This is a genomic window from Stenotrophomonas sp. STEN022, assembly GCF_056760155.1.
In genome coordinates this window covers 44,126-70,924 of record NZ_JBRREG010000007.1, presented here as the reverse complement: position 1 = coordinate 70,924, position 26,799 = coordinate 44,126, and the positions used below count along the sequence as shown (strand labels likewise).

Here is a 26,799-nt window from a genome sequence, read left to right as displayed (position 1 = left end):
GTGTGCGAGAATCCCGCTGTTCTCTATCGATGGGTCGCCATGTTCCGATTTGCCATTGCCGCGCTGTTTGGCGCGCTCAGCCTTACCGCCTGCGCGCAACAGCCCGCAGCGCCCAAAGCCGCTGCCAGTGCTGCCGCTTCGCCGGCCGATGCCGCAGTCGAGAAGCAGGTGCGCGATGCCCTCAAGCAGTTGGATCCCAACCTCAAGCCGGAATATATCGGCGCGGCACCGTTTGCAGGTTTCCGTGAGGTGCTGGTGTCCGGGCAGGTGTTATACGTGACCGATGACGGTCGCTATCTGCTGCAGGGCACGCCCTACGACATCGAGAAAAAGGCCCAGGCCACCAGCGCCGGCCTGCTGACTTATCGCCGCAACCTGCTGTCATCGCTGCCGCATGCCGACCGCATCGTGTTTGCACCGCCGAATGCCAAGCACACGATCAGCGTGTTCACGGATATCGAGTGCGGCTATTGCCGCAAGCTGCACCAGGACATCGCCGAGCTGAATCGCAACGGCATCGCCGTCGAATATCTGGCGTTTCCGCGCATGGGCCTGGCCAGCAAGGACGCCACCGACATGATCTCGGTCTGGTGCGCCAGTGACCGCAAGGCCGCGCTGACCGCAGCCAAGTCCGGCCAGCCGGTGCCGTCCCGGAACTGCACCAACCCGGTGGCCATGCAGTACAACCTCGGCCAGCAGCTGGGCATCAACGGTACTCCGGCGATCTTCGCTGCCGATGGCACCCAGCTCGGTGGCTATCTGCCGCCGGCACAGCTGAAGGCCACGCTGGACCGCATGGAAGGCGGCGGCCGCTGATAGCGATACGCAGCAGGGTTTGAACAGACAACGCCCCTCCCGGCAACGCGAGGGGCGTTGTGGTTTTGACAGCTGCCTACTTCAGGCCGTTGCTGACGCTGTTGACCAGGGTGCCCTGGGCGTCGTCACCGCTGAACTCCCAGAAGAATGCGCCGCCCAGCCCCTGGGCTTTGACGTAGGCCATCTTGTGGCCAAGCATTTCCGGGGTATCCACGCTCCAGAAGGTATTGCCGTCATACAGCCAGGTCGCCTGCGCAAGCGGGTCGGTATATACCGTCCAATCGAGGTTCTTCAGTACCTTCCAGTCCTCGATGCCGGCCTCGTATTTGCCGGCTGCCGGCCGCCCGCTCTGGTACAGGCCGTTGTTGGTTCGTGCCACGCCCGTCCAGCCGCGGCCATAGAAGCCGACGCCAAGGTTCAATTTGGCCGCAGGCACACCACGTTGCAGATACGCCTCGATGGCGTCGTTGCTGTTGTACAGGGCGGCGTCACCGGTTGAAGGGTCTGCCGGGGAGTGGAACAGGGCGGTGTGGTGATTGGTGGTGCCGGCCCAGGCGCCATGGAAGTCGTAGGTCATCACATTGATGAAATCCAGATGGCGGTGATAGGCGGTCGGGTCGGTCGGGCGGATCTTGTCGATGCCGGCTCCCACCGCCACGGTCAGCAGCAGCCCAGGGCGCACCGCGTCCAGCTGGCGGCGGAACTCGGCCAACAGCGCGGTGAAGTTGTCGCGGTCGGCCGGCGTGCCGCAGCCCAGGCCGCAGGCTGCCGGATACTCCCAATCGATGTCGATGCCATCGAACACGCCTGCGGCTACCCCTTTACCGCCGGCATGATCGGCAAACGGCAGATTGCCCCTGATATAGGCATCAATGCAGGAGGCGACAAAGGCCTGGCGGTTCTCCGGGCGTGCGGCACTGGAGAAACCGCGTGACCAGGTCCAACCACCGAGCGAGATCAGCGTCTTGAGTTGTGGGTGCTTGGCCTTGAGCTGCTTGAGCTGGTTCCAGTTGCCGCGCAGCGGCTGGTTCCATTGGTCGGCGACACCGCTGACGCTTTCGCTGGCGCCAAAGCTGCGGGTGTAATCGGCATAGGCGTCGCCGCCCGCGCCGCTGGCCGGATCGGCGGCCTGGGTGATGCCGACCTCGCAGCGGTTGTTGCGGACGTTGCCGAAGGCGTAGTTGATATGGGTCAGGCGCGCCGCCGAACCGCTGCTGTCGATGTTCTTGACGCGGTAATTGCGGCCATAGATGCCCCATTGGGTGAAATAACCGATGACACGTTTGCTGCCGTCACTCGGAGTGCCCGGGTCTCCCGGCTCTCCTGGATCGCCGCTGCCAGTGTCCTCGGCCAAGGTACTGGCGCTGACAATGGCGCTGAGCGGCGAGGCGTTGCCGGCCTTGTCGCGGGCACGCACGGCATAGTGATAGGTGGTGGCCGGGGTCAGCGCGGTGTCGGCATGCTGGCTGCTGGCAGTCGAAGCGATCTGCGTGCCGTCGCGGTACAGGTCATAGGCGGCGATGCCGCTGCCACCGGGATTGTCGCTGGCAGCATTCCAGCGCAAGGCAATGCTGGTCGAGGTGCGTGCCGCTACGCGGAGCCCGTCCGGGATCGAGGGTGCGGTGCTGTCCTTGTCCGGTGCGGTGACCGTCACGTTGACCGTGGCCGAGGTGGTACTGGCACCGCGATCATCGGTGGCGATGGCGCTGAGCAGATGGTTACCGGTTGCGGCGTTGTGCCAGGCAAGGCGGTAAGGCGCGCTGCCGACGCTGCCCATGGATTGGCCGTTGCGGAAGAACTCGACCCTGCGGATGCTGCCGTCGCTGTCTGTCGCCACTGCGCTGAAGGTGATGGTGCTGCCGGCGCTGAAGGTGCTGCCTGCACTGGGCGCGGTCAGACGGACCTGCGGCGGCTGGTTGGCTGCTGGTGCGCCGTCATCACAGCGGCCCAGATTGTCGTAGTAGCGGCGGCCGGCGGGATGGTCCGGTGGTGCGTTCCAGATGGTCTGGCGTGCCTGGTACAGCGTGCCGCCCTTCTGCAACTGCTCGCCGGCCTGGTAGATCGTGGTTCCCAGCCAGGGCTTCACCCCAGCACAGTTGGCGGCCTGGGCTGCCGGTATGGTGCTGCCGGCCGCAAACACCAGGGCCAGTGCCCGGCCCAGCCGCGGCCTGCGGGCGAGCTCGGGGGTATATGGGGGCCGGAAAGGGCCTGTGGGATGGTCCGTCATGGTGGATCTCCTTCTGCGGTTATGCGGTGGTTGTGCGTTGTTCCCCGGGGCACGCCTTCGGCGGGGCGGGCGCGGCTGCGCCCGGCCTTGGGACGAGGAAAAAGCTTGCTGGGACCGGATCTGGGCCGTTGCACCAGCACGCAGGTGCCGGTTGAACGAGGATAACGTTGTCAAAAAAGGCGGTACGGTTTGGCCTGCGCAGCTGACTGTCGGTGTGAACCGCGTCATCCCTGAGGACTTCCGGTAGTCGGGCTGCTGAGGCTTGGGGCGGCCGAGTCCGGTACAATCGCGGGCCGATTCCCACCATGGTCTCCCGGACATGATCGTCCTCGAGGGCGCAGCTGCCCTTTCGCCGTTCCGCCGCGAACGTCTTGAATCCCGCCTGCAGTCCATTGCCGCCGATCTGCGCATTACCGGTGCCTGGCACGTCTATTTCACCCAAGCTGCCGATGCCGGCGCGGTCGACCAGACCACGCTGGGCCGCATCCTGCAGGGCCAGCCACAGGCTGCAGAACGCGTCGATGGCGCAATTTCGCGCTATGTGGTGCCCCGCCTGGGCACGCTGTCGCCGTGGTCGAGCAAGGCCACCGAGCTGGTACGCGGCGCCGGTCTGCCAATCCAGCGCGTTGAACGCGGTACCCGCATTGACCTGAGCGGCTGGCCGTCCGATCCGGCGCAACAGGCTGCACTGGCCAAGCTGCTGCACGATCCGATGACCCAGTCGCTGCTGGAAGACATCGGCCAAGCGCAGGCACTGTTCAACAACGTCGGCCGCGGCAGCCTGGAGCGCATCGCCCTGGACGACCTGGAAGGCGCCAACAAGCGCCTCGGTCTGGCTCTGGCCGATGACGAGATCGATTACCTGCGCCAGCGTTACAGCGAACTCGGCCGTGATCCGTCCGACGTCGAGCTGATGATGTTCGCGCAGGCCAATTCCGAGCACTGCCGGCACAAGATCTTCAATGCCAGCTGGACCATCGATGGCAACGAGCAGGACCGCTCGCTGTTCAAGATGATCAAGAACACCCACCAGCAGACCCCGCAGCACACGCTCAGCGCGTACAGCGACAACGCCGCGGTGATCGAAGGTGAACCGGCCGCGCGCTATCGCCCGGACCCGGCCACCGGCAAGTACCGCAGTGAAGCGGTGGTGCCCAGCGCCTTCCAGATCAAGGTGGAAACGCATAACCACCCGACCGCGATCGCCCCGTTCCCGGGTGCCGCGACCGGCGCCGGTGGCGAGATCCGCGACGAAGGTGCGACCGGTCGCGGCGGCAAGCCCAAGGCTGGTCTGACCGGTTTCTCGGTCTCGCACCTGCGCATCCCGACCCTGCCGCAGCCGTGGGAAGCGCCGCGCGCGCTGAACCCGCGCATGGCGCCGGCCCTGGACATCATGCTCGACGGCCCGCTCGGCGGCGCTGCGTTCAACAACGAATTCGGCCGCCCGAACCTGCTCGGTTACTTCCGCAGCTTCGAGCTGCCGGAAGACGGCATCACCCGCGCCTACGACAAGCCGATCATGCTGGCTGGTGGCCTGGGCGCAATTGACCGCGTGCAGGTCGACAAGCTGCAGCTGCAGGCGGGCGACGCGGTGATCGTGCTCGGCGGCCCGGCCATGTTGATCGGCCTGGGCGGCGGTGCGGCCTCGTCGGTGGCTTCGGGCGAGAGCGCCGAAGACCTCGACTTCGCCAGCGTGCAGCGCGACAACCCGGAAATGGAACGCCGCTGCCAGGAAGTGATCGACCGTTGCGTGGCAATGGGCACGAACAATCCGATCAAGTTCTTCCACGACGTCGGCGCCGGTGGCCTGTCCAACGCCATTCCGGAGCTGCTGCACGACTCCAATGTCGGTGGCGTGATCGACCTGGGCAAGGTGCCCACCGACGATCCCTCGCTGTCGCCGCTGGAACTGTGGTGCAACGAGTCGCAGGAACGCTATGTGCTCGGCGTGGCGCAGGAGCGCCTGGCCGAGTTCGCCGCCATCTGCGCGCGCGAACGCTGCCCGTTCGCCGCCGTCGGTGTTGCAACGGCGGAGGAGCACCTGGTCGTTGCCTATGGCGCGACCCCGGGCAACACCCCGGCTGATGCGCCGATTGATCTGCCGATGGACGTGCTGTTCGGCAAGGCGCCGAAGATGCATCGCGATACCGTGCATCCGCCGGCACCGCGCTGGCCATCGTTGAAGACCGCCGGCATCGATCTGCATGACGCCGGTCTGCGTGTGCTTGCACACCCGACCGTGGCTTCGAAGAGCTTCCTGGTCACCATCGGTGACCGCAGCGTGGGTGGTCTGACCGCGCGCGAGCAGATGATCGGCCCGTGGCAGCTGCCGATGGCGGACGTTGCGATCACCCTGGCCGGTTTCGATACCTATGCCGGCGAAGCGATGTCGCTGGGTGAACGCACCCCGCTGGCACTGTTGAACGCCGCTGCATCGGCACGCATGGCAGTGGGTGAAGCCATCACCAACCTGTGCGCCGCACCGGTGACCGCGCTGGATACGGTCAAGCTGTCAGCGAACTGGATGGCCGCCTGTGGCCACAACGGCGAAGACGCGCTGCTGTACGACGCCGTCAAGGCTGTCGGCATGGAACTGTGCCCGCAGCTGGATATCAGCATCCCGGTGGGCAAGGACTCGCTGTCGATGCAGGCGCAGTGGCAGGCCGATGGCCAGGCCGAGAAGTCGGTGTCGCCGGTATCGCTGGTGATCACCGCGTTCGCGCCGGTCAGCGATGCCCGCCAGCAGTTGACCCCGCTGCTTGACCGCGAAACCGAGAGCGAGCTGTGGTTGATCGGCCTGGGCGCTGGCAAGCAGCGTCTGGGCGGTTCGATCCTGGCGCAGACCCAGGCCGATCACAGCGCGCTGCCGGCATTCGCCGGTGACGTGCCGGATCTGGACGACCCGCAGCGCCTGCGCGCGTTCTTTGAATTGATCCGTGATGCACGTGAGTCCGGCCTGTTGCTGGCCTACCACGACCGCAGCGACGGCGGCGCGTTTGCCGCACTGTGCGAAATGGCATTCGCTTCGCGCATGGGCCTGGACATCGTGCTCGATGCCTGGGGCGATGATCCGTTCCGCAGCCTGTTCAACGAAGAACTGGGCGCCGTGGTGCAGATCGCCAAGGAAGACCGCGCCGCGTTCGCCGATCTGGTCGAGCGCCACGCACTGACCGAATGCGCACAGCGCATCGCCCGCCCGACCACCGCACCGGTGGTGCGCGTGCAGCTGGCCGGCGACAGCGTGGTGGAATGGCGCTGGGAAGAATTGTTCGATGCCTGGTGGTCGGTCACCCACGCCATGCAGAAGCTGCGTGACAACCCGGATGCGGCTGACCAGGAGCGTGCGATTGCGCGCAACTTCAACGCCCCGGGCCTGAAGCCGAAGCTGGCATTCGATCCGGCCGACGACGTCGCCGCACCGTTCATCGCCAGCGGCGCACGGCCGAAGGTGGCGATCCTGCGCGAGCAGGGCGTCAATGGCCAGATCGAAATGGCCAATATCTTCGAGCGCGTCGGTTTCGACGCCTACGACGTGCACATGAGCGACCTGATCGAAGGCCGCGTGCAGCTGGGTGACTTCCGCGGCATCGCCGCCTGCGGTGGTTTCAGCTACGGCGACGTGCTGGGTGCGGGCCGCGGTTGGGCAACCTCCATCCTCGAACGTCCGGCACTGCGTGAGGCCTTCGCGGCCTTCTTCGCCCGCCCGGATACCTTCGCGCTGGGCGTGTGCAACGGTTGCCAGATGATGAGTCAGCTCAAGGACATCATCCCCGGTGCCGAACACTGGCCGAAGTTCCTGCGCAATGCCGGCGAGCAGTTCGAAGCACGCACCGCATTGCTCGAGATCGTCGAGTCGCCGTCGATCCTGCTGCGTGGCATGGCCGGCTCGCGCCTGCCGGTAGCGGTGGCACACGGCGAAGGCCGTGCCGAGTTTGACAGCGCGGTGGACCAGGCAGCAGCCAGCATCGCGCTGCGTTACGTCGACGGTGATGGCCGCGTGGCCACCCAGTACCCGCTCAATCCGAACGGCTCGCCCGACGGCATCACCGGCCTGACCACCAGCGATGGCCGCGTCACCATCCTGATGCCGCACCCGGAACGCACCCCGCGCACGGTCAACCTGAGCTGGGCACCAAGCAGTTGGGGCGAAGATTCGCCGTGGCTGCGCATGTTCCGCAACGCACGGGTATGGTGCGGCTGAACAGGCGACGCTGTTTGGAGTGCATTGCCGTCCTTTGACGTTTGAAGAAGCCCGCAGGCCGACGCCTGCGGGCTTCTGCGTTGTGGGGTCTCGATTCGGCTCCAGCTGCTCGGCTGTATCCGAAAGCAGGAGCGCGGAGTGCTTCGGATGCGGATGGATTGGAAGTGCCGCAAGCACTGGCATTCAGCGGCTTTGGGGGTCCAGCGCATCTGTGACCGTGAGGCTCCTATCCGCTCAGCCCGCGCGGAGCACCTCAAACCGTTGTAAGCAAAGTCCGTCAGTAAACTGACATTTCCGCGAGATCCGTTTGCTCTTCCGCAGGCAACAGTTGGCGCAACTTGCCTTGTTGCAATGCAACTGTTTCGCGTTTTTAAGAAAGATGAAGCCATTTTCTTCGCGGGCGCATCGAAATCAGCTAAAAGCCCGCAGCCCAAGGCTTGCAGGAAACTTAACGCCTTCATCTTCCGGAAGGCCGAGTTTGATGCTCCTGCGCACAGTCGCGACTAGGCAACTGTTTCAGAAGAAATTTTTCCAAATGTCTCATCAAGGCGCGAGATTTGTGCGGATCTTCACAGAACTTGTTTGTTCGCCAAGTATTTGACGAATCATGAATCGTCGATTAAGACTCCATCCATCCCGTAGTCACCCGACAGGTATGGAGTTAGGGGGGTAGACCGCGACAGGCGTGAGCCTCACGTGCCCAGCTGTATCGGGACCGGGACCACAACACCACAGGGGGATCGTTGGGCGCGCCAGTCCAGCGATGGGGTTTTCTGCAAGCGAAAAAACCCGTCCACTTGAGGAGCAGCAGCGATGAACCGGATCTACCGCAAGGTATGGAACAAGGCATTGGGGCAGTTGGTGGTGGCGTCGGAGTTGGCATCGTCCAGCTCGGCCGGTGTGGTCATGGATGAGCGGCATAGCGCCGGGTTGCGCCTGCAAGCCTTGTCGGTTGCCGTTGCGTTGGGTCTGGGAGCAGGTGCCTGGGTAACAGCGGCACAGGCTCAGTCGGTGGAAGTAGGCGGCAACGCGCAATGCATCGTGCTCGGCAGTGCGACCCTGGTGGATTGCGCCATCGCCAGCAGTGCTGATGCCTCAGGCACGAATGCAGTCGCCATCGGCGCAGGAACGGTAGCCTCTGCCGCAGGCAGCGTGGCACTGGGGGCAGGCTCGATTGCTGATCGCGCCAACACGATATCGGTTGGTTCGGCTGGCAACGAACGACAGATCAGCAACGTTGCTGCCGGTACTGCCGGTACTGATGCGGTAAACCTTGATCAACTCAATGCGGCCGCAGACGGCGCACTGTTGGCCGGTCGCTATTTCAAGGCCAATGGTGCGGCCGATGGCAGCGATGATGCGGTGGCCAGCGGCGAAGGTGCGATGGCTGCGGGCGTTGGCTCGCTGGCCAGTGGTGTGGAAAGTACTGCGGTGGGCAGCTACAACGTGGCTGCCGGCAACTATTCCAGCGCGGTGGGCTATGTAAATACCGCCAACGGTGAGAACAGTTCGGCCGTCGGCAATTTCAACCAGGTTGATGGTGCCAACAGCAGCGCCTTCGGTGCCGGAAACCTTGTCGATGGTGACAATGCGATTGCCTTGGGCAGCAACAGCATTGCCAGTGGTGATGGCAGCGTGGTGATCGGTGATGGCGCCTACGCCGCAGCTGACGATGCTACTGCGGTTGGCTCGGGCAGTCTTGCCAGCGAGCTGGGCAGCACCGCCGTTGGCAGTGATGCTGAAGCCTCGGGTGCCTTTGCAACCGCGCAGGGCAGCCGGGCGCTGGCCTCAGGGCAGCAGGCAACGGCCAACGGTTTCCGTGCCGATGCCAGCGGTCGCGGCACCACCGCGCTCGGTGCCTACAGCTCAGCCTCCGGTGACCTCGCTTCGGCAGTGGGCTATGGCGCTGACGCCAGCGGTGACTACGGCGTTGCGATGGGTCTTGGCGCTTCCGCGTCGGCTACCAGCACCACGGCGGTGGGTGAATCGGCGATTGCTTCGGGTGAGGAGTCCACTGCGGTGGGTGGCACCACTTTCGGTGGCTTCATCAGCACCGAAGCATCGGGCACTGGCGCGTCGGCGTTTGGTAATGGTGCGTGGGCGATAGGTGAGTACGCTACCGCGATCGGTTTCAACAGCTGGGCCGATGCTGACAATTCCACCGCGCTCGGTCAAAGCGCCACCGCGGCAGCGGTCAACAGCGTCGCCATCGGTGCAAATTCCTGGGCGGATCGCGAGAACAGCGTGTCGGTGGGTGATGTCGGCAGCGAACGCCAGATCACCAATGTTGCTGCTGGTACCGAAGACACCGATGCGGTGAACAAGTCGCAGCTGGACGAGGTCGCAGCGGTCGCGGAAAACACCAGCAAATACTTCACCGCAACGGGCAGCGTCGACAGTGATGCCGGTGCCTATGCGGAAGGAGACGCAGCGACGGCGGGCGGTGAAGCCAGCAACGCAATCGGCACTGGTGCCTCGGCCTACGGCAACGGCGCCAATGCTGTCGCCAACGGTGCGACCGCAGTCGGCATGAACGCGTTGGCCACGGGCCAGAACAGCGCCGCCTTCGGCCAGAACGCCGAAGCCACTGGCCCGGCGGCGGTCGCCGTTGGCGGCAATGCAGTGGACGCCGATGGCAATCCCTTGATCACCTTTGGCGGGCAGCCGGTGACCACCGGCGCGACCAGCGCCGGCCTCGGCGGTACCGCCGTTGGTGCAAGTGCCAGTGCGGAAGGCTTTGCTGCCACCGCTGCCGGTCTCGGCGCCTTCGCGCAGGGTGCGCAGTCTTCCGCATTCGGTGCGGTGGCCAATGCAACCGGCGACTACAGCACGTCGGTAGGCAGCCAGAGTGCGGCATCGGGAACCAGCAGTGTCGCAGTCGGTGGCCCGATCGACCTCATACCGGGGCTGGGCTTCTTCGTTGATACCCAGGCCAGTGGTGAAGCGTCCACGGCGCTGGGTGCAGGCGCGATTGCCTCCGGTGACTACGCGCTGGCATCAGGTGCATTGAGTGAAGCGGCCGGGGCTGAGAGCACAGCTGTCGGCTACTTTGCGTATGCGGCTGGTGACAACGCCAGTGCGCTGGGCGCGGAGAGCTGGGCCAGCGGCGCCAACAGCACGGCGGTTGGCTTCTACAGCACCAGCTTTGGCGCGGACAGCACCGCGCTGGGTGCGAATGCCACCGCCAACGCTGCCAACAGCGTTGCCTTGGGCGCGGACTCGCTGGCAGATCGTGCCAATAGCGTGTCGGTTGGAGCGGAGGGAGCCGAGCGGCAGATCACCAATGTTGCTGCAGGTACCGAGGGCACCGATGCGGTCAACCTCGACCAACTCACTGCGGTTGCTGATGGCGCCGAACTGACCGCGCGCTACTTCAAGGCCAATGGCGCCGCCGATGGCAGTGACGACACGGTCGCCAGCGGCGACGGTGCAACCGCTGCCGGTGTCGGCTCGCTGGCAAGCGGTGCGCAGAGCACGGCGGTGGGCAGCTACAACGTCGCAGCCGGTGACTATTCCAGTGCGGTCGGCTACGTGAACACCGCCAATGGCACGAACAGCTCGGCGGTCGGCAACTTCAACCAGGTGGACGGCGAAAACAGCAGCGCGTTCGGTATGGCCAATCTGGTCGATGGTGCCAATGCAATTGCCTTGGGTAGCAACAGCGTCGCCAGCGGTGACGGCAGCGTGGTGATCGGCGACGGCGCCTTGGCCGATGCCGACGATGCGCTTGCGATCGGCTCAGGAAGCGTTGCCAGTGGCGAAGGCGCCAGCGCGGTGGGTGCAGGTGCGGAGGCCTCGGGCGCATTCGCTACGGCACAAGGATCGCAGGCGCTGGCCTCCGGCCAGCAAGCACTGGCCAGCGGCTTCCGTGCCGAGGCCAGTGGTCGTGGTACCACGGCGGTCGGCAGCTACGCGGTTGCCTCCGGTGACCTCGCCTCGGCTGTGGGTTATGGCGCGCAGGCCAGCGGCGACTACGGCGTTGCAATGGGTCTGGCTGCAGAAGCATCCGGCGCCAGCACCACCGCAGTGGGCGAATCGGCTATTGCCTCGGGTGAGGAGTCGACTGCCGTCGGCGGTACCACCTACGGCGGCTTGATCAGCACCGAGGCATCGGGCACTGGTGCGGCGGCGTTCGGCAATGGCGCCTGGGCCTTGGGCGAGTACGCAACGGCGATTGGTTTCAACAGCTGGGCCGATGCGGACAACTCCACCGCATTGGGCCAGAGCGCGGTGGCCGAAGCGGTCAACAGTGTCGCCATCGGTGCGAACTCCTGGGCTGATCGTGAGAACAGCGTATCGGTGGGTGATGTTGGCAGCGAGCGCCAGATCACCAATGTTGCCGCCGGCACCGAAGGTACCGACGCGGTCAACAAGAACCAGCTGGATGAGGTGGCTGCTGTGGCCGGGACCACCAGCAAGTACTTCACCGCCACCGGCAGCGTCGACAGTGATGCCGGCGCCTATGCAGAGGGCGACAACGCCACGGCTGCTGGTGAGGCCACCAATGCGATTGGCAGTGGCGCATCGGCCTTCGGCAGCGGTGCCAATGCGGTGGCTGATGGCGCAACCGCAGTCGGCATGAACGCCCTGGCCAGCGGTCAGAACGCGGCCGCGTTTGGTCAGAACGCGCAGGCGATGGGCCCCGGCGCGGTGGCAGTTGGCGGCAATGCGGTGGATGCCAATGGTGACCCGCTGATCAACGTCGGCGGTGCACCGGTGCAGACTGGTGCCACCAGCGCCGGAGTTGGTGGTACTGCGCTGGGTGCCAGTGCCAATGCCGAAGGCTTCGCGGCGACGGCAACCGGTGTTGGTGCTTACGCCAAGGGCGATCAGTCCACCGCAAGCGGTGCGGTCGCCAATGCACTGGGCAACTACAGCACCGCGACCGGCTCGCAAAGCTATGCAGAAGGCGTCGGTACTACGGCAGTCGGCTACAACGCAGCCGCGTACGACGACGGCAACGTCGCTGTCGGTCGCAATGCCTCGGCATTGGGCGCCGGTAGTCTGGCGATCGGTGATGGTGCCGAAACAGGCTTTGGCTTGTTCGGCATAGGCGCAACCAACGCAGTGGCCATCGGCAGTGGTAGCTGGGCGTTCGGTGACGATGCAACCTCAGTTGGTGCCAATGCCTGGGCGTTCGGCCAGCAGAGCACCGCCATCGGCACCGATGCCGAGGCAGGTGCCACCAACTCGGTGGCGCTGGGTGCAGGTTCGATAGCCGGTCGCGACAACACGGTGTCGGTGGGCGATGTGGGTGCCGAGCGGCAAATCACCAATGTGGCTGCTGGTACCGAAGGCACCGATGCAGTCAACGTCGATCAGCTCAATGCTGCAGCCGAGGGTGCATTGCTGGCCGGGCGTTACTTCAAGGCAAATGGCGCGGCCGACGGCAGTGACGACGCGGTCGCCAGTGGTGACGGCGCAACCGCCGCCGGTGTTGGCTCCGAGGCATCCGGTGCACAAAGCACGGCAGTGGGCAGCTACAACGTTGCCGCCGGTGATTACTCCAGTGCCGTCGGCTATGTGAATACTGCCAACGGCAGCAACAGCTCGGCGTTCGGTAACTTCAACCAGGTGGACGGCGCCAACAGCAGCGCGTTCGGCTTCGCCAACCTGGTCGATGGCGACAATGCGATTGCATTGGGCAGCAACAGCGTGGCCAGCGGTGAAAGCGCCATCGTGATCGGCAATGGCGCTTTTGCCTTGGCCAGCGGTGCCGCAGCAATCGGTATGAATGCAGTAGCCAGCGGTCAGAATGCAGCGGCCTTCGGCCAGAACGCACAGGCCACCGGCCCAGGCGCGGTGGCGGTGGGCGGCAATGCCGTAGATGAAAATGGCGATCCGTTGATCACCTCCAATGGCCAGCCGGTGCAGACCGGTGCCACCAGTGCCGGTGTCGGTGGCACCGCGCTCGGTGCCAGTGCCAATGCCGCAGGCTTTGCCGCCACCGCAACCGGTGTTGGTGCATGGGCGCAGGGTGATCAGTCCACTGCCAGTGGTGCGGTTGCCAATGCCGTTGGCAACTTCAGTACCGCCACCGGCTCGCAGTCGTATGCAGAAGGTGCGGGCACCACGGCAGTTGGCTACAACGCGGCAGCTTATGAGGACGGCAACGTTGCAGTGGGTCGCAACGCTTCTGCACTGGGCGAGGGCAGCCTGGCGATAGGTGACGGTGCCGAAACCGGCTTCGGCTTCTTCGGCATCGGTGCGACCAATGCCGTCGCCATCGGCAGCGGCAGCTGGGCCTTTGGTGACGATGCAACCGCAGTTGGCGCCAATGCCTGGGCCTTCGGCCAGCAGAGCACGGCCATTGGTACGGGAGCGGAAGCCGGTGCCACCAACTCGGTGGCGCTGGGTGCAGGTTCGATCGCCGCCCGCGACAACACGGTATCGGTGGGTGATGCAGGTGCCGAACGGCAGATCACCAATGTTGCCGCAGGTACCGAGGGCACCGATGCGGTCAACAAGGACCAGCTCGATGAAGTAGCCGCGGTAGCTGCGGAAGGCCAGACCACGGCCAAGTACTTCAAGGCAACCGGTAGCGCTGACAGTGATGCTGGTGCCTATGCTGAAGGTGACAACGCAACTGCCTCTGGCGAAGCCACCAACGCCATCGGCATTGGCGCATCTGCCTTCGGCAGTGGCGCCAATGCAGTGGCTGATGGTGCAACGGCAGTCGGCATGAACGCCTTGGCCAGCGGCCAGAACGCAGCCGCGTTTGGCCAGAATGCCCAGGCGATGGGTCCCGGTGCGGTGGCCGTGGGTGGCAATGCGGTGGATGCGAACGGTGATCCACTGATCAACGTAGGCGGTGCGCCGGTGCAGACCGGTGCCACCAGTGCCGGTGTGGGTGGTACCGCGTTGGGTGCTAGTGCCAATGCGGAAGGCTTCGCGGCGACGGCAACCGGTGTCGGCGCGTACGCCAAGGGTGATCAGTCCACCGCCAGCGGCGCGGTTGCCAATGCGCTTGGCAACTACAGCACCGCCACTGGCTCGCAAAGCTATGCCGAAGGTACTGGCACCACCGCAGTCGGCTACAACGCAGCTGCGTATGAAGACGGCAATGTTGCAGTCGGTCGCAATGCGTCAGCGCTGGGTGAAGGCAGCCTGGCGATTGGTGATGGTGCCGAGACCGGCTTTGGCTTCTTCGGCATTGGCGCGACCAATGCGGTAGCCATTGGCAGCGGCAGCTGGGCGTTTGGCGATGACGCAACGGCAGTGGGTGCCAATGCCTGGGCAGTTGGCCAACGCACCACCGCGATTGGCATGGGCAGTGAAGCCAGTGGCGAGAATGCGGTGGCCCTGGGTGCCGGTTCGGTGGCCAGTCGTGACAACGCGGTGTCGGTTGGCGATGCAGGCGCAGAGCGCCAGATCACCAACGTCGCCGCCGGCACCGAAGCAACCGATGCGGTCAACAAGTCGCAGCTGGATGCTGTCGCCGGCGTTGCAGGGGAGACCAACAAGTACTTCCGGGCGACCGGCGATGGCGTGGCGACTGCCAGTGGTAGCAATGCGGTGGCATCGGGCTCGGCCGCACTTGCCAGTGCCGAACGCAGCACCGCGCTTGGTGCTTCCAGCACCGCAAGCGCCAATGGGGCAACCGCGGTGGGTGCGGATGCCGCAGCGAAGGCCAGCAACAGCACCGCACTCGGCCGGCAGACCTCGATCACCGCAGTCAACGGTGTCGCCATCGGCTACGGCGCGTTTGCCAGCAACGGCGTCAACAGCGTTGCTATCGGTGCAGGCGCAGGCGTCTCCGGCGCCAATTCGGTTGCCTTGGGCGCGGGTTCGCGCGCGGTCGAAGCCAACGTGGTGTCGGTGGGCGGTGGCAACGGCAGCAACGGTCCGGTGACGCGTCGCATTGTCAACGTCGGCGCAGGGCGTATTGCCGAAGGCAGTACCGACGCAGTGACAGGTGGTCAGCTGCATGTCACCAACCAGCGTGTCGGTGCGGTGGAGACCCGCGTTACCGACATCGACGGTCGTATCGGCAGTATCGAGGGCGTGACCGCCAATGCGGTGACCTACGACGATGCCAGCCGTGACAAGCTGACCCTGGCGGGCGTGCAGGGAACAACCTTGGACAACGTGGCAGCCGGAGCCATTGCGGCTGGCAGCATGCAGGCCATCAACGGCGGGCAGCTGTTCCAGTCGCTGGGCAATATGGCCAGCTTCCTTGGCGGTGGCGCCGGCGTTGGCATGCAGGGCATGTTTGTAGCCCCGACCTATGTCATCCAGGGGGCCAGTTACAACAATGTGGGTGCAGCGTTGTCGGCGCTCGATGGTCAGGTCACCTCCCTCAACAACCGTATCGCCAGCAATGGGAACGGGAACGGGAACGGCCATGGCAATGGAAACGGAAACGGAAACGGGCATGGAAATGGCAACGGCAACGGCAATGGTCCCCGCGGAGCGGCTGAGAGCAGTGGTGTAGCGTTGGGCGAGCAGGCCAAGGCCAACAACGTCGCAGGTAGTGCCATCGGCAACAACAGCTATGCACATGGCCCGAACGACACCGCGATAGGCAGCAACTCCCGCGTCAACGCCGACGGCAGCACCGCGGTAGGTGCCAATACCAGCATCGCAGCGGTGGCCACCAATGCGGTGGCGGTGGGTGAAAGTGCCACCGTCAGCGTTGCCTCGGGTACGGCGATTGGGCAGGGTTCCAGCGTCACCGCAACCGGTGCCGTTGCCTTGGGGCAGGGGTCGATCGCCGATCGCGCCAACAGCGTGTCGGTCGGCAGCAGTGGCCATGAGCGGCAGATCACCAGCGTTGCCGCTGGTACGCAGGCCACCGATGCAGTCAACAAGGCGCAGTTGGATAGCGGCATCACCGCTGCCAACACCTATACCGATACCAAGTTCAGCAGCATGGCTGACAGTTTCGACATCTTCCGTGGCGATATCGACAAGCGTCTGCGTCATGTCGATCGTCGCCTCGATCGCCAGGGCGCGATGAGCGCAGCCATGTTGAACATGGCCACCAGTGCTGCGGGCGTACGCACGCAGAACCGGGTCGGCGTAGGCGTCGGCTACCAGGGCGGCGAATCGGCGCTGTCCGTGGGCTACCAGCGCGCCATCAGTGATCGCGCGACCGTCACCTTTGGTGGTGCATTCACCAGTGACGACAGCTCGGTGGGCGTCGGTGCCGGCTTCGGTTGGTAAGCGGTTTGGTTTTGCCCCCGCCTGCTGCGGCGGGGGCTTCCAGGTTCATTGGTAGTGGCCGTGCCGCCCCCGCAGTACGGCTGTTGCGAGCCAGGACGGCAAAGCGATGCAGCGTTGAGTTCCATCCCTGTTCTATCAAGACGAGAGATCCGACATGAAGAAGAAGACCCAGCTTGGTTTGGCGATTGCCGGTGCCGTACTGATGGCTTCGATCGGCGTGCCTGCCGCATCTGCTGCCGGAATTGGACCTGCGAAGGTAATAGGCTTGAGTTCGTCCACGGTGGACAGCAGCGGCGGCTATCGGTTCGTGGTGAAGTACCGGGCCGGCAGCAGCGAGCTGCGTGATGCGGCCACGCTCAACCGTGGTCTGGGTGCAGCGGCCGCGCGTGCCGGCCTGGATCGGGCGGTGGCAAAGACGTCCCGCGCTGCGGCACAGCCTGCAGTCCAGGCCGCGTTGCTGCGGCGCATGGGCGCACCGGGCTGGAGCGTGGTCAAGACCTCGCGGGCGCTCAACGCGCAGGAGGCGGCCGATTTCGTCCGTGAGCTCAAGGCCAATCCGGCAGTGGAGCGCGCGGACATCGATCGCATGTACCAACGCATGGCCGACGTCGCCCCGTCGATGGTCCCAACCGATCCGAATTACGCGCAGTACCAGTGGAACTTTTTCAATGCGACTTCGGGCGTACGCGCACCGCAGGCCTGGGACATCTCGCAGGGCGAAGGCGTGGTGGTGGCGGTGATCGATACCGGCATTGTCCAGGGCAACCCGGACCTGCAGAACAATGTGATTCCCGGCTACGACATGATCAGCGACAAGCGTGTGTCGCGTCGCGACACCGATGCGCGCGTGGCCGGTGGCTGGGATATGGGCGATTGGGTCGAAGCCAATTACTGCACGGGCTGGGCTACTGGTGGCTCGCACGCGGCCGATGTCAGTTCCTGGCATGGCAGTCACGTGTCAGGCACCATCGCCCAGGAAACCAACAACGGCGTCAGGGTGGCTGGCTTGGCTTACAAAGCCAAGGTAGTGCCGATCCGCGTGCTCGGCTCCTGCGGTGGTTTTGGTAGCGATATTTCCGACGGAATCATCTGGGCCGCTGGTGGTGAGGTACCGGGTTTGCCGCTCAACGCCAATCCTGCCGAAGTCATCAATATGAGTCTGGGCAGCGGTTCGCCTTCTACCTGTCCGACCGAGTACCAGGAAGCCATTGATCTGGCCAACAGCAAGGGTGCAATCGTCGTGGTAGCCGCTGGCAATGACAACGCCAATGCCGGCAGCTACACGATGTCTTCCTGCAATAACGTGATCAGCGTTGGTGCCACCGGCATCACTGGTGCGCGTGCCTATTACTCCAACTACGGTGCACGAGTGGATCTGTCGGCGCCTGGCGGCGGCGGTGCCGGCGACGGCAACCCGAACGGCTATATCTGGCAGGTGATGAACGGCGGCGAGAAGGGACCGGAGCCGAGCAACTGGATCCTCGGCGGCATGGGCGGTACCTCGATGGCATCGCCGCATGTGGCTGCTGCGGTGGCAATGGTACAGAGCGTGGTCGACACGCCGCTGACCCTGAACCAGATGCGTGACCTGCTGAAGACGACCGCCACGCCGTTCCCGGTGGCGATCCCGGCCAGCACCCCGATCGGTGCCGGCATCCTGAACATCAATGCCGCGTTGGTAAAGGCCACCACGCCGCCATGCGATCCCAACGTGGAGCAATGTGGTCCGGACGCGACACCCTTGGTCAACAAGGTCGCCGTGACCGGCATTGCCGGCAGCAGCGGCAGCGAAACGGTCTACAGCTTCCAGGCCGAGTCCGGCAAGGTGCTGACCTTCATGACCTACGGTGGCAGCGGCGACGTATCGGTGTATGTCCGCTACGAGGCGGTGGCGAGCAGCAGCGAATTCGACGCCAAATCGACCCGCGGCGGTAACAGCGAAACGGTGCGCATCAACAAGCCGCAGGCTGGCACCTACTACGTCACCCTGGTTGGGGCGAGCTCGTATAGCGGTGTGAGTCTGGTTGCCCGTCAGTAATTCTGACTATCGTGCGACCTTGGAGCCCCGGCATCGCCGGGGTTCTTTTTGCCCGTAATGCGGGTTCATGTGCACGACCCGGGGGTGCGAACTGCTAAAGTTCGGCCAACACAGGAGGATTGCGTGAACGCGGTAGCCCACGACGCTCAACTTGCGCCATCACCTGCCGATCACATCGTCACCGAGCTGCTGGCGCAGGGCCGATTGAAAGAGGCTGACCTGCAGCGCGCCCGCCAGTTGCAGCGTGAATCCGGTGGCGACCTGCTGGTGTTGCTGGCACGGTTGGGGCTGGTGTCCGAGCGCGACCATGCTGAAGCCTGTGCCAAGGTACTGGAGCTGCGGCTGCTTGCCGCCCGCGATCTGCCCGAACAGCCGCCTGAGCTGGTGGAAGGCGTGGAGCCGGTGCCGCTGCGCTTCCTCAAGCAGTTCCTGGTGCTGCCGCTGGGTGAGCAACGTGGCCGCATCCTGCTGTGGATGGCCGATCCCCAGGATGGCTACGCGATCGATGCGATCCGCCTCGCTACCGGTTGCGAGGTTGCCCCGGTGGTTGGCGTGCGCAGCGAAGTGGATGAGCTGATCGAGCGCTGGTATGGGCAGGGCCGTACCGCGATGGGCACCATCCTGGAAACCACCGATGGTGAACTTGCGCCGCTGGACGATATCGAGCACCTGCGCGACCTGGCCTCCGAAGCGCCGGTCATCCGTCTGGTCAATCTGCTGATCCAGCGGGCAGTGGAGCTGCGCGCGTCGGACATCCACGTCGAGCCGTTCGAGAACCGGCTGAAGGTGCGCTATCGCGTCGATGGTGTGTTGGTCGATGGCGAAAGCCCGCCGGTCAACCTCACCGCGGCGGTAATCAGCCGTATCAAGATCATGGCCAAGCTCAACATCGCCGAGCGCCGGCTGCCGCAGGATGGCCGCATCATGTTGCGGGTACAGGGCAAGGAGCTGGACCTGCGCGTCAGCACCATGCCCACCGCACACGGCGAAAGCGTGGTCATGCGCCTGCTCGACCGCGAAGCGGTGGTGTTTGATTTCCAGCGGCTGGGCTTCAGCGAGGATTTCCTGCCGCAGTTCCGCAAGGTGCTGGAGCAGCCGCACGGCATCCTGCTGGTTACCGGTCCTACCGGCTCGGGCAAGACCACCACGCTGTACACCGCGTTGAACCAGCTCAATACCGACAAGGTCAAGATCATCACCGTCGAGGACCCGGTGGAATACCAGCTGGAGGGCATCAACCAGATCCAGGCCAAGCCGCAGATCGGGCTGGATTTCGCCAATGCCCTGCGCAGCATCGTGCGCCAGGACCCGGATATCATCATGATCGGCGAAATGCGCGATCTGGAAACCGCGCGCATCGCGATCCAGTCGGCGCTGACCGGCCACTTGGTGCTGTCCACCCTGCATACCAACAACGCCGCCGGTGGCATCACTCGTTTGTTGGACATGGGGGTGGAAGACTACCTGCTCACTTCCACCATCAACGGCATCCTCGCCCAGCGTCTGGTACGCAGGTTGGAGCCGACCCACGCGCTGCGCTACCGCGCGTCGGAAGAGGAGATCGAGCGCTTCGGCCTGCGCCGCTTCCAGCCGCAGGGCGACATCCATCTCTACCGCGCGCAGCCATCGGCGCTGGCGCCGACCGGTTACCTCGGCCGCACCACCATCGTCGAGTTCCTGTTGATGGATGATGCGCTGCGCAATGCGGTGATGCGCAAAGCCGGCATGGGCGAGATCGAACAGATCGCACGCAAGGCTGGCATGCGCACCATGTACGAAGATGGCATCGGCAAGGCGCTGCGCGGTGAGACCACGCTGGAAGAAGTATTGCGGGTGACGGAGGACGCATGAGCCATAGCGTTTACCCGGAGCGGCTCTGCTGATGCCGCGTTACCGATACAAGGCACTGGATGCCCGCGGCGACCTGCTCGAAGGACAGATGGATGCAGCCAGCGAAGGCGAGGTGATCGCACGCCTGCAGGAGCAGGGCCACCTGCCGGTGGAAGCCAAGCCGGCGACCGGCTCGGCGTTCGAGGGCGGCGGTTGGAAGCAATGGCGGCAGCGTCCGTTTGCCGACGCCACCCTGGTCCAGTTCACCCAGCAGCTGGTAACGCTGTTGAGCGCCGGGCAGCCCCTGGACCGGGCTTTGTCGATCCTGATGGAGACGCCGGAAGACCAGCGCTCGCAACGGGTGATTGCCGATATCCGCGACAGCGTGCGCGGCGGCGCGCCACTGTCGCAGGCGCTGGAGCGGCAGCACGGCCTGTTCTCGCGGCTGTACGTGAACATGGTGCGTGCTGGCGAAGCCGGCGGCAGCCTGCACGAAACCCTGCAGCGCCTGGCCGATTATCTGGAGCGCAGTCAGGAACTGAAAGGGCGGGTCATCAACGCCCTGATCTATCCGGCGATCCTGCTGGTGGTGGTAGGTCTGGCCCTGCTGTTCCTGCTCGGCTACGTGGTGCCGCAGTTCTCGCTGATGTACCAAAGCCTCGATGTGACCCTGCCGTGGTTTACCCGCGTGGTGCTGGAAGTCGGCCTGCTGGTACGCGAGGGCTGGCTGGTTTTCATTGTGGTGCCGGCGCTGTTGTTGCTGTGGGTGGAACGCAAGCGGCGCGACCCGGTATTCCGTCTGGCATTTGATATCTGGTTGTTGAAGCGGCAAATGATTGGCGGACTGGTTGCCAAGCTGGAGAGCGCGCGACTTGCGCGCACGCTTGGCACCTTGCTGCGCAATGGCGTGCCGCTGCTGGCTGGGCTGGGCATTGCCCGCAACGTGCTCGGCAACCGTGCACTGGTCGCTGACGTGAGTGAAGCCGCCGAGGCGGTGAAGAACGGTGCCGGCTTGGCCTCGTCGCTGGGCCGCAATGGCCGCTTCCCGCGGCTGGCCCTGCAGATGATCCAGGTCGGCGAAGAGTCGGGCACGCTGGAAAGCATGCTGCTCAAGACCGCCGACACCTTTGAACAGGAAAGTGCCCGCGCCATCGACCGCATGTTGGCGGCGCTGGTGCCGGTGATCACCTTGTTGTTGGCGTCGGTGGTGGGCGTGGTCATCATCGCGGTGCTGGTGCCGCTGTACGACCTGACCAATGCCATCGGTTAACCCCTGAATTTTGCAGAAGGATGAAGCAATGAGGCGAACCCTGAAACAACCGCTGTCACGCGCACGCCAGGCCGGCATGAGCCTGTTGGAAATCATCATCGTCATCGTGCTGATCGGTGCGGTGCTGACCTTGGTCGGCAGCCGTGTGCTGGGCGGTGCCGACCGTGGCAAGGCCAACCTTGGCAAGACCCAGATCCAGACGCTGGCCAGCAAGGTGGAGAACTACAAGCTAGATACCGGCCGCTTGCCGAGCAAGCTGGACGACCTGTCCACGCAGCCTGCAGGTGTGGCGGGTTGGTTGGGCCCGTATTCGAAGCCGGCCGAGTTCAATGACCCGTGGGGCAATCCGGTGCAGTACCGGGTACCGGGTGAAGGTCGTCCGTTCGATCTGATCAGCCTTGGCGCCGACGGCCAGCCCGGCGGCGAAAGCTACAACGCCGACATCCGCTACGAATAAGCCTTGATGGTCGTGACGCGCTTTCCACTACCGTTTGCTGCCACGCGTGCCGTATCCGCGTGGCCCGCAGGCATGCGCGGCATGTCCTTGCTGGAGATGGTGCTGGTGCTGGCGTTGGTCGCCGCGCTGGCGATGATGGCTGCGATGGCGATGAGTGGTGGCATGGACGGCATGCAGCTGCGCTCGACCGGCAAGACGCTGGCGGCCGAACTGCGTTATGCGCGTACCCGTGCGATCAGTACCGGGGTCGCACAGCAGCTGCAGATCAATCCGGGCAGCCGTCGTTGGCAGGGCGCGGACGGTCACCATGGTGAGCTGCCACAGGCGCTGGTGGTGACATTCACCGGCGCTGGGCAATTGCAGGCGCGCAAGGACGAAGGCGTCGTGCGTTTCTTCGAGGATGGCGCCTCCAGCGGCGGCCGCATTGAACTGCGCGCAGGCAAGGCGGTGTGGCGGATCGACGTTGCGTGGATCACCGGCGAGGTCAAGGCCGGCCCGCTGCGCGAGGGCGCTGGATGAAGCGCCAACGCGGTTATTCGTTGATTGAAGTGATCGTCGCCTTCGCCTTGTTGGCCTTGGCGATGACCTTGCTGCTGGGCAGCCTGTCCGGTGCTGCGCGGCAGGTCAGCATGGCCGACGGTTACGGCCGCGCCGCCCTGCATGCGCAATCGCTGCTGGCGGTCGCGGGGGTTGAAGCGCCATTGCAGGCCGGGCGTCAGCAGGGGGAGTGGGAGCAGGGCCGTTATCACTGGAGCCTGCAGGTTTCCCCTTATGTTGAGCCACGCCAGCAACAGCCGCGGCTGTGGTTGCTGGACCTGCAGGTGCGCTGGGGCGACAGCGCGCAGGAACAACTACATTGGCGCACCCTGCGGCTGCGCGCCAATGCGCCGCTGGAAGTGCTGCCATGAGGCCCTCATTGCGTCATCCGCTGCGGGCACGTGGCTTCACCCTGATCGAGGTATTGCTGGCCACCGTGCTGTTGGCGGCAGGCATGGCACTGGCGTTCGCCGCGGTGCGCTCGACGCTCGCGATCAGTAGCCGCGGCGAGGCGATTGCCAGCGGCAGCGAGCGCATGCGCGCGGTGGAAGGTTTTCTGCGCAGGCGTCTGGTCTCGGCGATGCCCCTGGCGCTGGAACGCGACGCCCTCAGTGGCAACTCCGCAGTGTTTACCGGCAGCCCGACGCAGCTGCGCTTTGTGGCCAATGTGCCGGATTACCTGGGCCGTGGCGGCCCCTACCTGCACACGCTGGAGGTCAGCGGCAGCGGTGCGACGCGGGAGCTGCGTCTGGGCTTGACCCTGTTGCAATCCGGCCAGCTGCTGGAGGAGAACCCGCCGCGCGGCAGCGAGTTGCTGGCAGATGGGCTGAAGCAGGTAAAGCTGCGCTATCGCGGCATCGAACCGGGCACGACTGCAATGGGGCGCTGGCAGGACAACTGGGAGGTCCCGGGCCGCATGCCGATGCTGGTGTCGATTGAAATCACGCCCGCGCAGGGTGCAGCCTGGCCGCCGCTGGTGGTGGCCTTGCCGCAGTCCTCGATTGCCGGGAGCTGGCGGTGAAGGCGCGCGGTGCAGCCCTGGTGTTGGTGCTGTGGGTGGTGGCTTTGTTGGCCACGACCATTGCCGCATTTGCCTTGACCGCGCGTGTCGAACACCTGCAGGGCCGGGTCACCGGTGACCTGGCCGGGGGCGAACAGATTGCCCACGCCGGCATCGACTATGCATTGTCGCGGATGCGCGCCACCCCGACCCAGCCCAGCTGGCGCGCCGATGGCCGCCCTTATCGCTGGCAGTTTGACGGCCGCACGGTGGAGCTGCGCATCGTCGATGAGACTGGCAAGGTTGATTTGAACCAGGCCGACCTGAACCTGCTGCAGGCCTTGCTGCGTGGCCTCGAACTGCCACCGGACAAGGCCGCGCGGTTGGCCGGCGCCATCGTCGATTGGCGTGATCCGGATTCACTGCTGCAGGTAGCTGGCGGCGCTGAGACCGCCGACTACCAGGCGGCCGGGTTGCCGTATGGCGCCAAGAACGCACCGTTCGACAGCGTCAGCGAACTGCAGCGTGTGCTCGGCATGGAACCAGCACTTTACGTACAGCTTGTGCCGCTGATGACGGTATACGGTAGCGCCCGGCCCAATCCGCGTTTTGCCCCCGGTCCGGTGTTGACCGCGATGGGAATGGATGCGGGTTTGATCCTGGCCCAGCGCGAACGTGAAGACGGCAATCCCGGAATGGGCGAAACTTCAGCCGGAGGGGGTGACACCGGCACTTACAGTGTCACCAGCAAGGTGCAATTGGTGGCCGAGCGACAGGCAGTTGTCCGCGCGGTGGTGCGTCTGAATCCCGGTGGTGTGGCTGGTGCACCGTATACGGTGCTGCAATGGGAACAGGGAGCGATGTCCAGATGACGGGGTTGCGTGAACGACTGGGGCAGGTGAGTGCACGCATCGTGCCGGGCGCCGGTGGCTTCTGGGCATGGTGGTCGCAGGCGTTGCTGTCCTGGCTGCCTTCGCGTTGGCGGGCATTGCTAGGGGTCTCCGATGCACGCTTACTGCTGGAGCCCGCCGACGCACAGCTGATGGTGTCGCTGTTGCAGGGCGGCCAACGGCAGTCGCTGCAGGTGCTGCCCAGCGGCTCGGTGCCCAACGAGGTGGATGCTGCCTTGCCGCCACGTGTGGCCGGCTTGCCGCGCTACGGGCTGTTGCCGGTCAGCGCAGTACTGCGCAAGCCCCTGCGCATGCCGGCCGCGGCCGAGACGCGCCTGCGCGAAGTGCTGGGTTTCGAAATTGACCGGCAAACTCCCTTCAGCGCCGCGCAGGTGTACTACGACGTGCGCCTGTTGCAGCGTCGCGACGACGGTCAATTGGATACCGAACTGGTGGTCGCACCGCGGCAGCTGGTGGATGCGTTGCTGGGTCCGGTTGAGGTGTGGCAGCAGCAGCTTGATGGCGTGGATGCGGTCGGTGCTGAAGGCCAGCCCTTGGGCGTGAATCTGCTGCCGCTGCCGATGCGCAGGCAGCGTATCGATCCGATGCGCAGGCTCAACCGACTGTTGTTGATCGCAGGCCTGGTGATGCTGGTGCTGGCCGCTTGGCAGTTGCTGGAGAACCGCCGCGCCGCCGCCGCGCAGTTGTCGACGCAGGTGGAGGCCTCGGCGGTGCGCGCACGGGCGGTGGCTGCGCAGCAGCAGCAGTTGCAGGATCTGGTCGATGGCCAGCAGTTCTTCACTGCACAGCGAGCTCAACAGCCTTCTGCCACCGAAATCATCAACGAACTCAGTCAGCGGCTGGGTGATGACACATCGCTGGAGAAACTCTCCATCGAAGGCGGGCGCATGCAGTTGATCGGCATGAGCGGCAGTGCCTCCTCGCTGGTCTCCAAGCTTGAAGGTTCCAAGCTGTGGAGGACGCCTTCACTGACCGGTGTGTTGCAGGCCGGCCAAGGCGCAGGGCGTGAGCGTTTTACCTTGACCGCCGAGCTGCGCAGGCCCAACCAGGAGGCTGCCGATGGCATCGCACCTCGCTCGCCGTGACCGCTGGTTGGCGCTGGGCTTGCTACTGGCCATATTGGGCTTGATCTACCTGCTGCTGGTGCAGCCCTTGTGGACCCGGCCGATGCTGGCGGTGGAAGCAGAAATCACCACCTTGCAGGAGCGCCAGCAGCGCATCGGCATGCAGTTGCGGCAGGCGCCGCAGGTCACGCAGCGGCTGCAGCAGGCGCAACAGACGCTGGCCGATCAACCCGGTTTCATGGCCGAAAATTCGGTGGAGCTGGCGACCTCCAAACTGGTGCAACGACTGGAGGAGGCTGCGCGCCTGGCCAGCCCGGACCAGCGCAGTTGTGCGATCAGCGACCGCTCGCCGTTGCCGGCCGACAGCACTGGCCGCTTTCCGCGGGTGGCGGTACAGGCGCGGCTGCGTTGCGGCATGAACGAATGGATGAGCGTGTTGCAGACATTGGAAACCGGAACACCGCAATTGCGCGTGGACCGGCTCGACATCCTGTCCGCCGGCTTGGGCGAAGGCGGTGGCGGACTGGACGTGAGTTTCGAGCTCAGCGGTCATCTGCGCCCCGGCGTAGTCGCGCCCGCCACGGAGGCAGCCAATGCGCAATGACGTAGCGGGCCTGCGCACCTGGTTGTTGGGCGCATTCGCGGGCTGGGCACTATTGGTCTGGGCCGCGTGCCTGTTTGGCCTGGGCAGCAGGATCGGCAGCAGCACTGCCGCACTGGACGTGCCGGCCTTGCCAGCGGTTCCGCAGCCTGCGCCGCTTGCGGTTGCCGACAATTCCGAGGCGTTGAGCCGGCCGCTGTTTGCCAGCGATCGGCGGCCGCACCCTTTTTTCATCGGCGAAGCCGGCGAACCCGCAGCAGCCAGTGTGCGCTTGACCGGTGTCTTGATGACGCCGGGCCTGGACATGGCCACACTGACCACCGAGCAGGGCAAGTCGCTACGTCTGCGCCTGGGCGGTGAGGTGCAGGATGGTTGGCAGCTGCTGTCGCTGCAGCCGCGCAGCGCCGTGGTCAGCGGGCCTGCAGGTACGCTCAATCTTGAGCTGCAGGTGTTCAGCGGCGGGCCCAAACCGCCAACAGACGGTGTTGCAGCGCCCATGCCTGGCAATGCGCAGCCGATACCTCCGCCGGTCAGCGTAGCCACACCGCCGCCTGCAGCCGACCCGGTTGCGCCATCGGCAGACCAGATCAAGGCGATTCGTGATCGCATCCAGGCCCGCCGTCGGCAGGCACAACAGAATCAGAACGGCGGCTCCGGCCGCCAGAACCCGTAGAGTGAGCGC

The 26,799-nt window shown here is 65.0% G+C and carries 15 protein-coding genes; 14 read left to right on the top strand and 1 reads right to left on the bottom strand.

The window, feature by feature from the left end; translation table 11 throughout:
- The first annotated feature begins 39 nt into the window (after window positions 1–39).
- On the top strand, window positions 40–816 hold the full coding sequence (locus ACVOMF_RS03130) for a DsbC family protein (RefSeq protein WP_481507978.1): 777 nt from the start codon (window positions 40–42) through the stop codon (window positions 814–816).
- A 76-nt stretch (window positions 817–892) separates the two neighbouring features.
- Here the strand turns inward: ACVOMF_RS03130 and ACVOMF_RS03125 are convergent, their stop codons facing one another.
- The gene (locus ACVOMF_RS03125) at window positions 893–3,043 is read right to left on the bottom strand and encodes a glycosyl hydrolase family 18 protein (protein WP_481507974.1); all 2,151 of its coding nucleotides are present in this window, start codon (window positions 3,041–3,043) and stop codon (window positions 893–895) included.
- 319 nt (window positions 3,044–3,362) lie between these two features.
- Here ACVOMF_RS03125 and purL point away from each other — a divergent pair, with 319 nt between their 5' ends.
- The 13 genes from purL to ACVOMF_RS03060 all read left to right on the top strand — a co-directional run bounded on the left by purL (window position 3,363) and on the right by ACVOMF_RS03060 (window position 26,790).
- Window positions 3,363–7,244 carry a phosphoribosylformylglycinamidine synthase gene (gene purL / locus ACVOMF_RS03120; RefSeq protein WP_481507973.1) on the top strand — a complete coding sequence of 1,294 codons (3,882 nt, stop codon included), beginning with the start codon at window positions 3,363–3,365 and terminating at the stop codon, window positions 7,242–7,244.
- Between the two features lie 813 nt (window positions 7,245–8,057).
- Window positions 8,058–16,409: a beta strand repeat-containing protein gene (locus ACVOMF_RS03115; protein WP_481507972.1), complete on the top strand. Its 8,352-nt coding sequence runs from the start codon at window positions 8,058–8,060 to the stop codon at window positions 16,407–16,409.
- 154 nt (window positions 16,410–16,563) lie between these two features.
- Window positions 16,564–18,447 carry a S8 family serine peptidase gene (locus tag ACVOMF_RS03110; RefSeq protein ID WP_481507971.1) on the top strand — a complete coding sequence of 628 codons (1,884 nt, stop codon included), beginning with the start codon at window positions 16,564–16,566 and terminating at the stop codon, window positions 18,445–18,447.
- A 123-nt stretch (window positions 18,448–18,570) separates the two neighbouring features.
- The gene (gspE, locus tag ACVOMF_RS03105) at window positions 18,571–20,298 is read left to right on the top strand and encodes a type II secretion system ATPase GspE (RefSeq protein WP_481507970.1); all 1,728 of its coding nucleotides are present in this window, start codon (window positions 18,571–18,573) and stop codon (window positions 20,296–20,298) included.
- A 31-nt stretch (window positions 20,299–20,329) separates the two neighbouring features.
- Window positions 20,330–21,547, top strand: coding sequence for a type II secretion system protein XpsF (xpsF, locus tag ACVOMF_RS03100; protein ID WP_481507969.1), 1,218 nt, complete (start codon window positions 20,330–20,332; stop codon window positions 21,545–21,547).
- A gap of 28 nt (window positions 21,548–21,575) precedes the next feature.
- Window positions 21,576–22,004 (top strand): type II secretion system major pseudopilin GspG, encoded by a 429-nt coding sequence (gene gspG / locus ACVOMF_RS03095; protein ID WP_481507968.1) that lies wholly within the window; start codon window positions 21,576–21,578, stop codon window positions 22,002–22,004.
- A gap of 6 nt (window positions 22,005–22,010) precedes the next feature.
- Window positions 22,011–22,523 carry a type II secretion system protein XpsH gene (gene xpsH / locus ACVOMF_RS03090; RefSeq protein WP_481507967.1) on the top strand — a complete coding sequence of 171 codons (513 nt, stop codon included), beginning with the start codon at window positions 22,011–22,013 and terminating at the stop codon, window positions 22,521–22,523.
- Window positions 22,520–22,912, top strand: coding sequence for a type II secretion system protein XpsI (gene xpsI, locus ACVOMF_RS03085; RefSeq protein WP_481507966.1), 393 nt, complete (start codon window positions 22,520–22,522; stop codon window positions 22,910–22,912). The genes xpsH and xpsI overlap by 4 nt, the downstream gene beginning before the upstream one ends.
- The gene (locus ACVOMF_RS03080) at window positions 22,909–23,562 is read left to right on the top strand and encodes a prepilin-type N-terminal cleavage/methylation domain-containing protein (RefSeq protein ID WP_481507965.1); all 654 of its coding nucleotides are present in this window, start codon (window positions 22,909–22,911) and stop codon (window positions 23,560–23,562) included. Before xpsI ends, ACVOMF_RS03080 begins: the two co-directional genes overlap by 4 nt.
- Window positions 23,553–24,413, top strand: a complete 861-nt coding sequence (locus tag ACVOMF_RS03075; RefSeq protein ID WP_481507977.1) for a type II secretion system minor pseudopilin — start codon at window positions 23,553–23,555, stop codon at window positions 24,411–24,413. The genes ACVOMF_RS03080 and ACVOMF_RS03075 overlap by 10 nt, the downstream gene beginning before the upstream one ends.
- Window positions 24,410–25,537: a PilN domain-containing protein gene (locus tag ACVOMF_RS03070; protein WP_481507964.1), complete on the top strand. Its 1,128-nt coding sequence runs from the start codon at window positions 24,410–24,412 to the stop codon at window positions 25,535–25,537. The genes ACVOMF_RS03075 and ACVOMF_RS03070 overlap by 4 nt, the downstream gene beginning before the upstream one ends.
- Window positions 25,512–26,120 carry a type II secretion system protein GspM gene (gene gspM, locus ACVOMF_RS03065; RefSeq protein ID WP_481507963.1) on the top strand — a complete coding sequence of 203 codons (609 nt, stop codon included), beginning with the start codon at window positions 25,512–25,514 and terminating at the stop codon, window positions 26,118–26,120. Before ACVOMF_RS03070 ends, gspM begins: the two co-directional genes overlap by 26 nt.
- Entirely contained in the window at window positions 26,110–26,790 is a 681-nt protein-coding gene (locus ACVOMF_RS03060) for a type II secretion system protein XpsN (protein ID WP_481507962.1), read from the top strand. The genes gspM and ACVOMF_RS03060 overlap by 11 nt, the downstream gene beginning before the upstream one ends.
- Window positions 26,791–26,799: the final 9 nt, after the last annotated feature.

Excerpts from the sequence above, each read along its gene's own strand:
- ACVOMF_RS03130 (WP_481507978.1), top strand. The coding sequence starts at position 40 with ATGTTCCGATTTGCCATTGCCGCGCTGTTTGGCGCGCTCAGCCTTACC.
- ACVOMF_RS03125 (WP_481507974.1), bottom strand. The coding sequence starts at position 3,043 with ATGACGGACCATCCCACAGGCCCTTTCCGGCCCCCATATACCCCCGAG.
- purL (WP_481507973.1), top strand. The coding sequence starts at position 3,363 with ATGATCGTCCTCGAGGGCGCAGCTGCCCTTTCGCCGTTCCGCCGCGAA.
- ACVOMF_RS03115 (WP_481507972.1), top strand. The coding sequence starts at position 8,058 with ATGAACCGGATCTACCGCAAGGTATGGAACAAGGCATTGGGGCAGTTG.
- ACVOMF_RS03110 (WP_481507971.1), top strand. The coding sequence starts at position 16,564 with ATGAAGAAGAAGACCCAGCTTGGTTTGGCGATTGCCGGTGCCGTACTG.
- xpsF (WP_481507969.1), top strand. The coding sequence starts at position 20,330 with ATGCCGCGTTACCGATACAAGGCACTGGATGCCCGCGGCGACCTGCTC.
- gspG (WP_481507968.1), top strand. The coding sequence starts at position 21,576 with ATGAGGCGAACCCTGAAACAACCGCTGTCACGCGCACGCCAGGCCGGC.
- xpsH (WP_481507967.1), top strand. The coding sequence starts at position 22,011 with ATGGTCGTGACGCGCTTTCCACTACCGTTTGCTGCCACGCGTGCCGTA.
- xpsI (WP_481507966.1), top strand. The coding sequence starts at position 22,520 with ATGAAGCGCCAACGCGGTTATTCGTTGATTGAAGTGATCGTCGCCTTC.
- ACVOMF_RS03080 (WP_481507965.1), top strand. The coding sequence starts at position 22,909 with ATGAGGCCCTCATTGCGTCATCCGCTGCGGGCACGTGGCTTCACCCTG.
- ACVOMF_RS03070 (WP_481507964.1), top strand. The coding sequence starts at position 24,410 with ATGACGGGGTTGCGTGAACGACTGGGGCAGGTGAGTGCACGCATCGTG.
- gspM (WP_481507963.1), top strand. The coding sequence starts at position 25,512 with ATGGCATCGCACCTCGCTCGCCGTGACCGCTGGTTGGCGCTGGGCTTG.
- ACVOMF_RS03060 (WP_481507962.1), top strand. The coding sequence starts at position 26,110 with ATGCGCAATGACGTAGCGGGCCTGCGCACCTGGTTGTTGGGCGCATTC.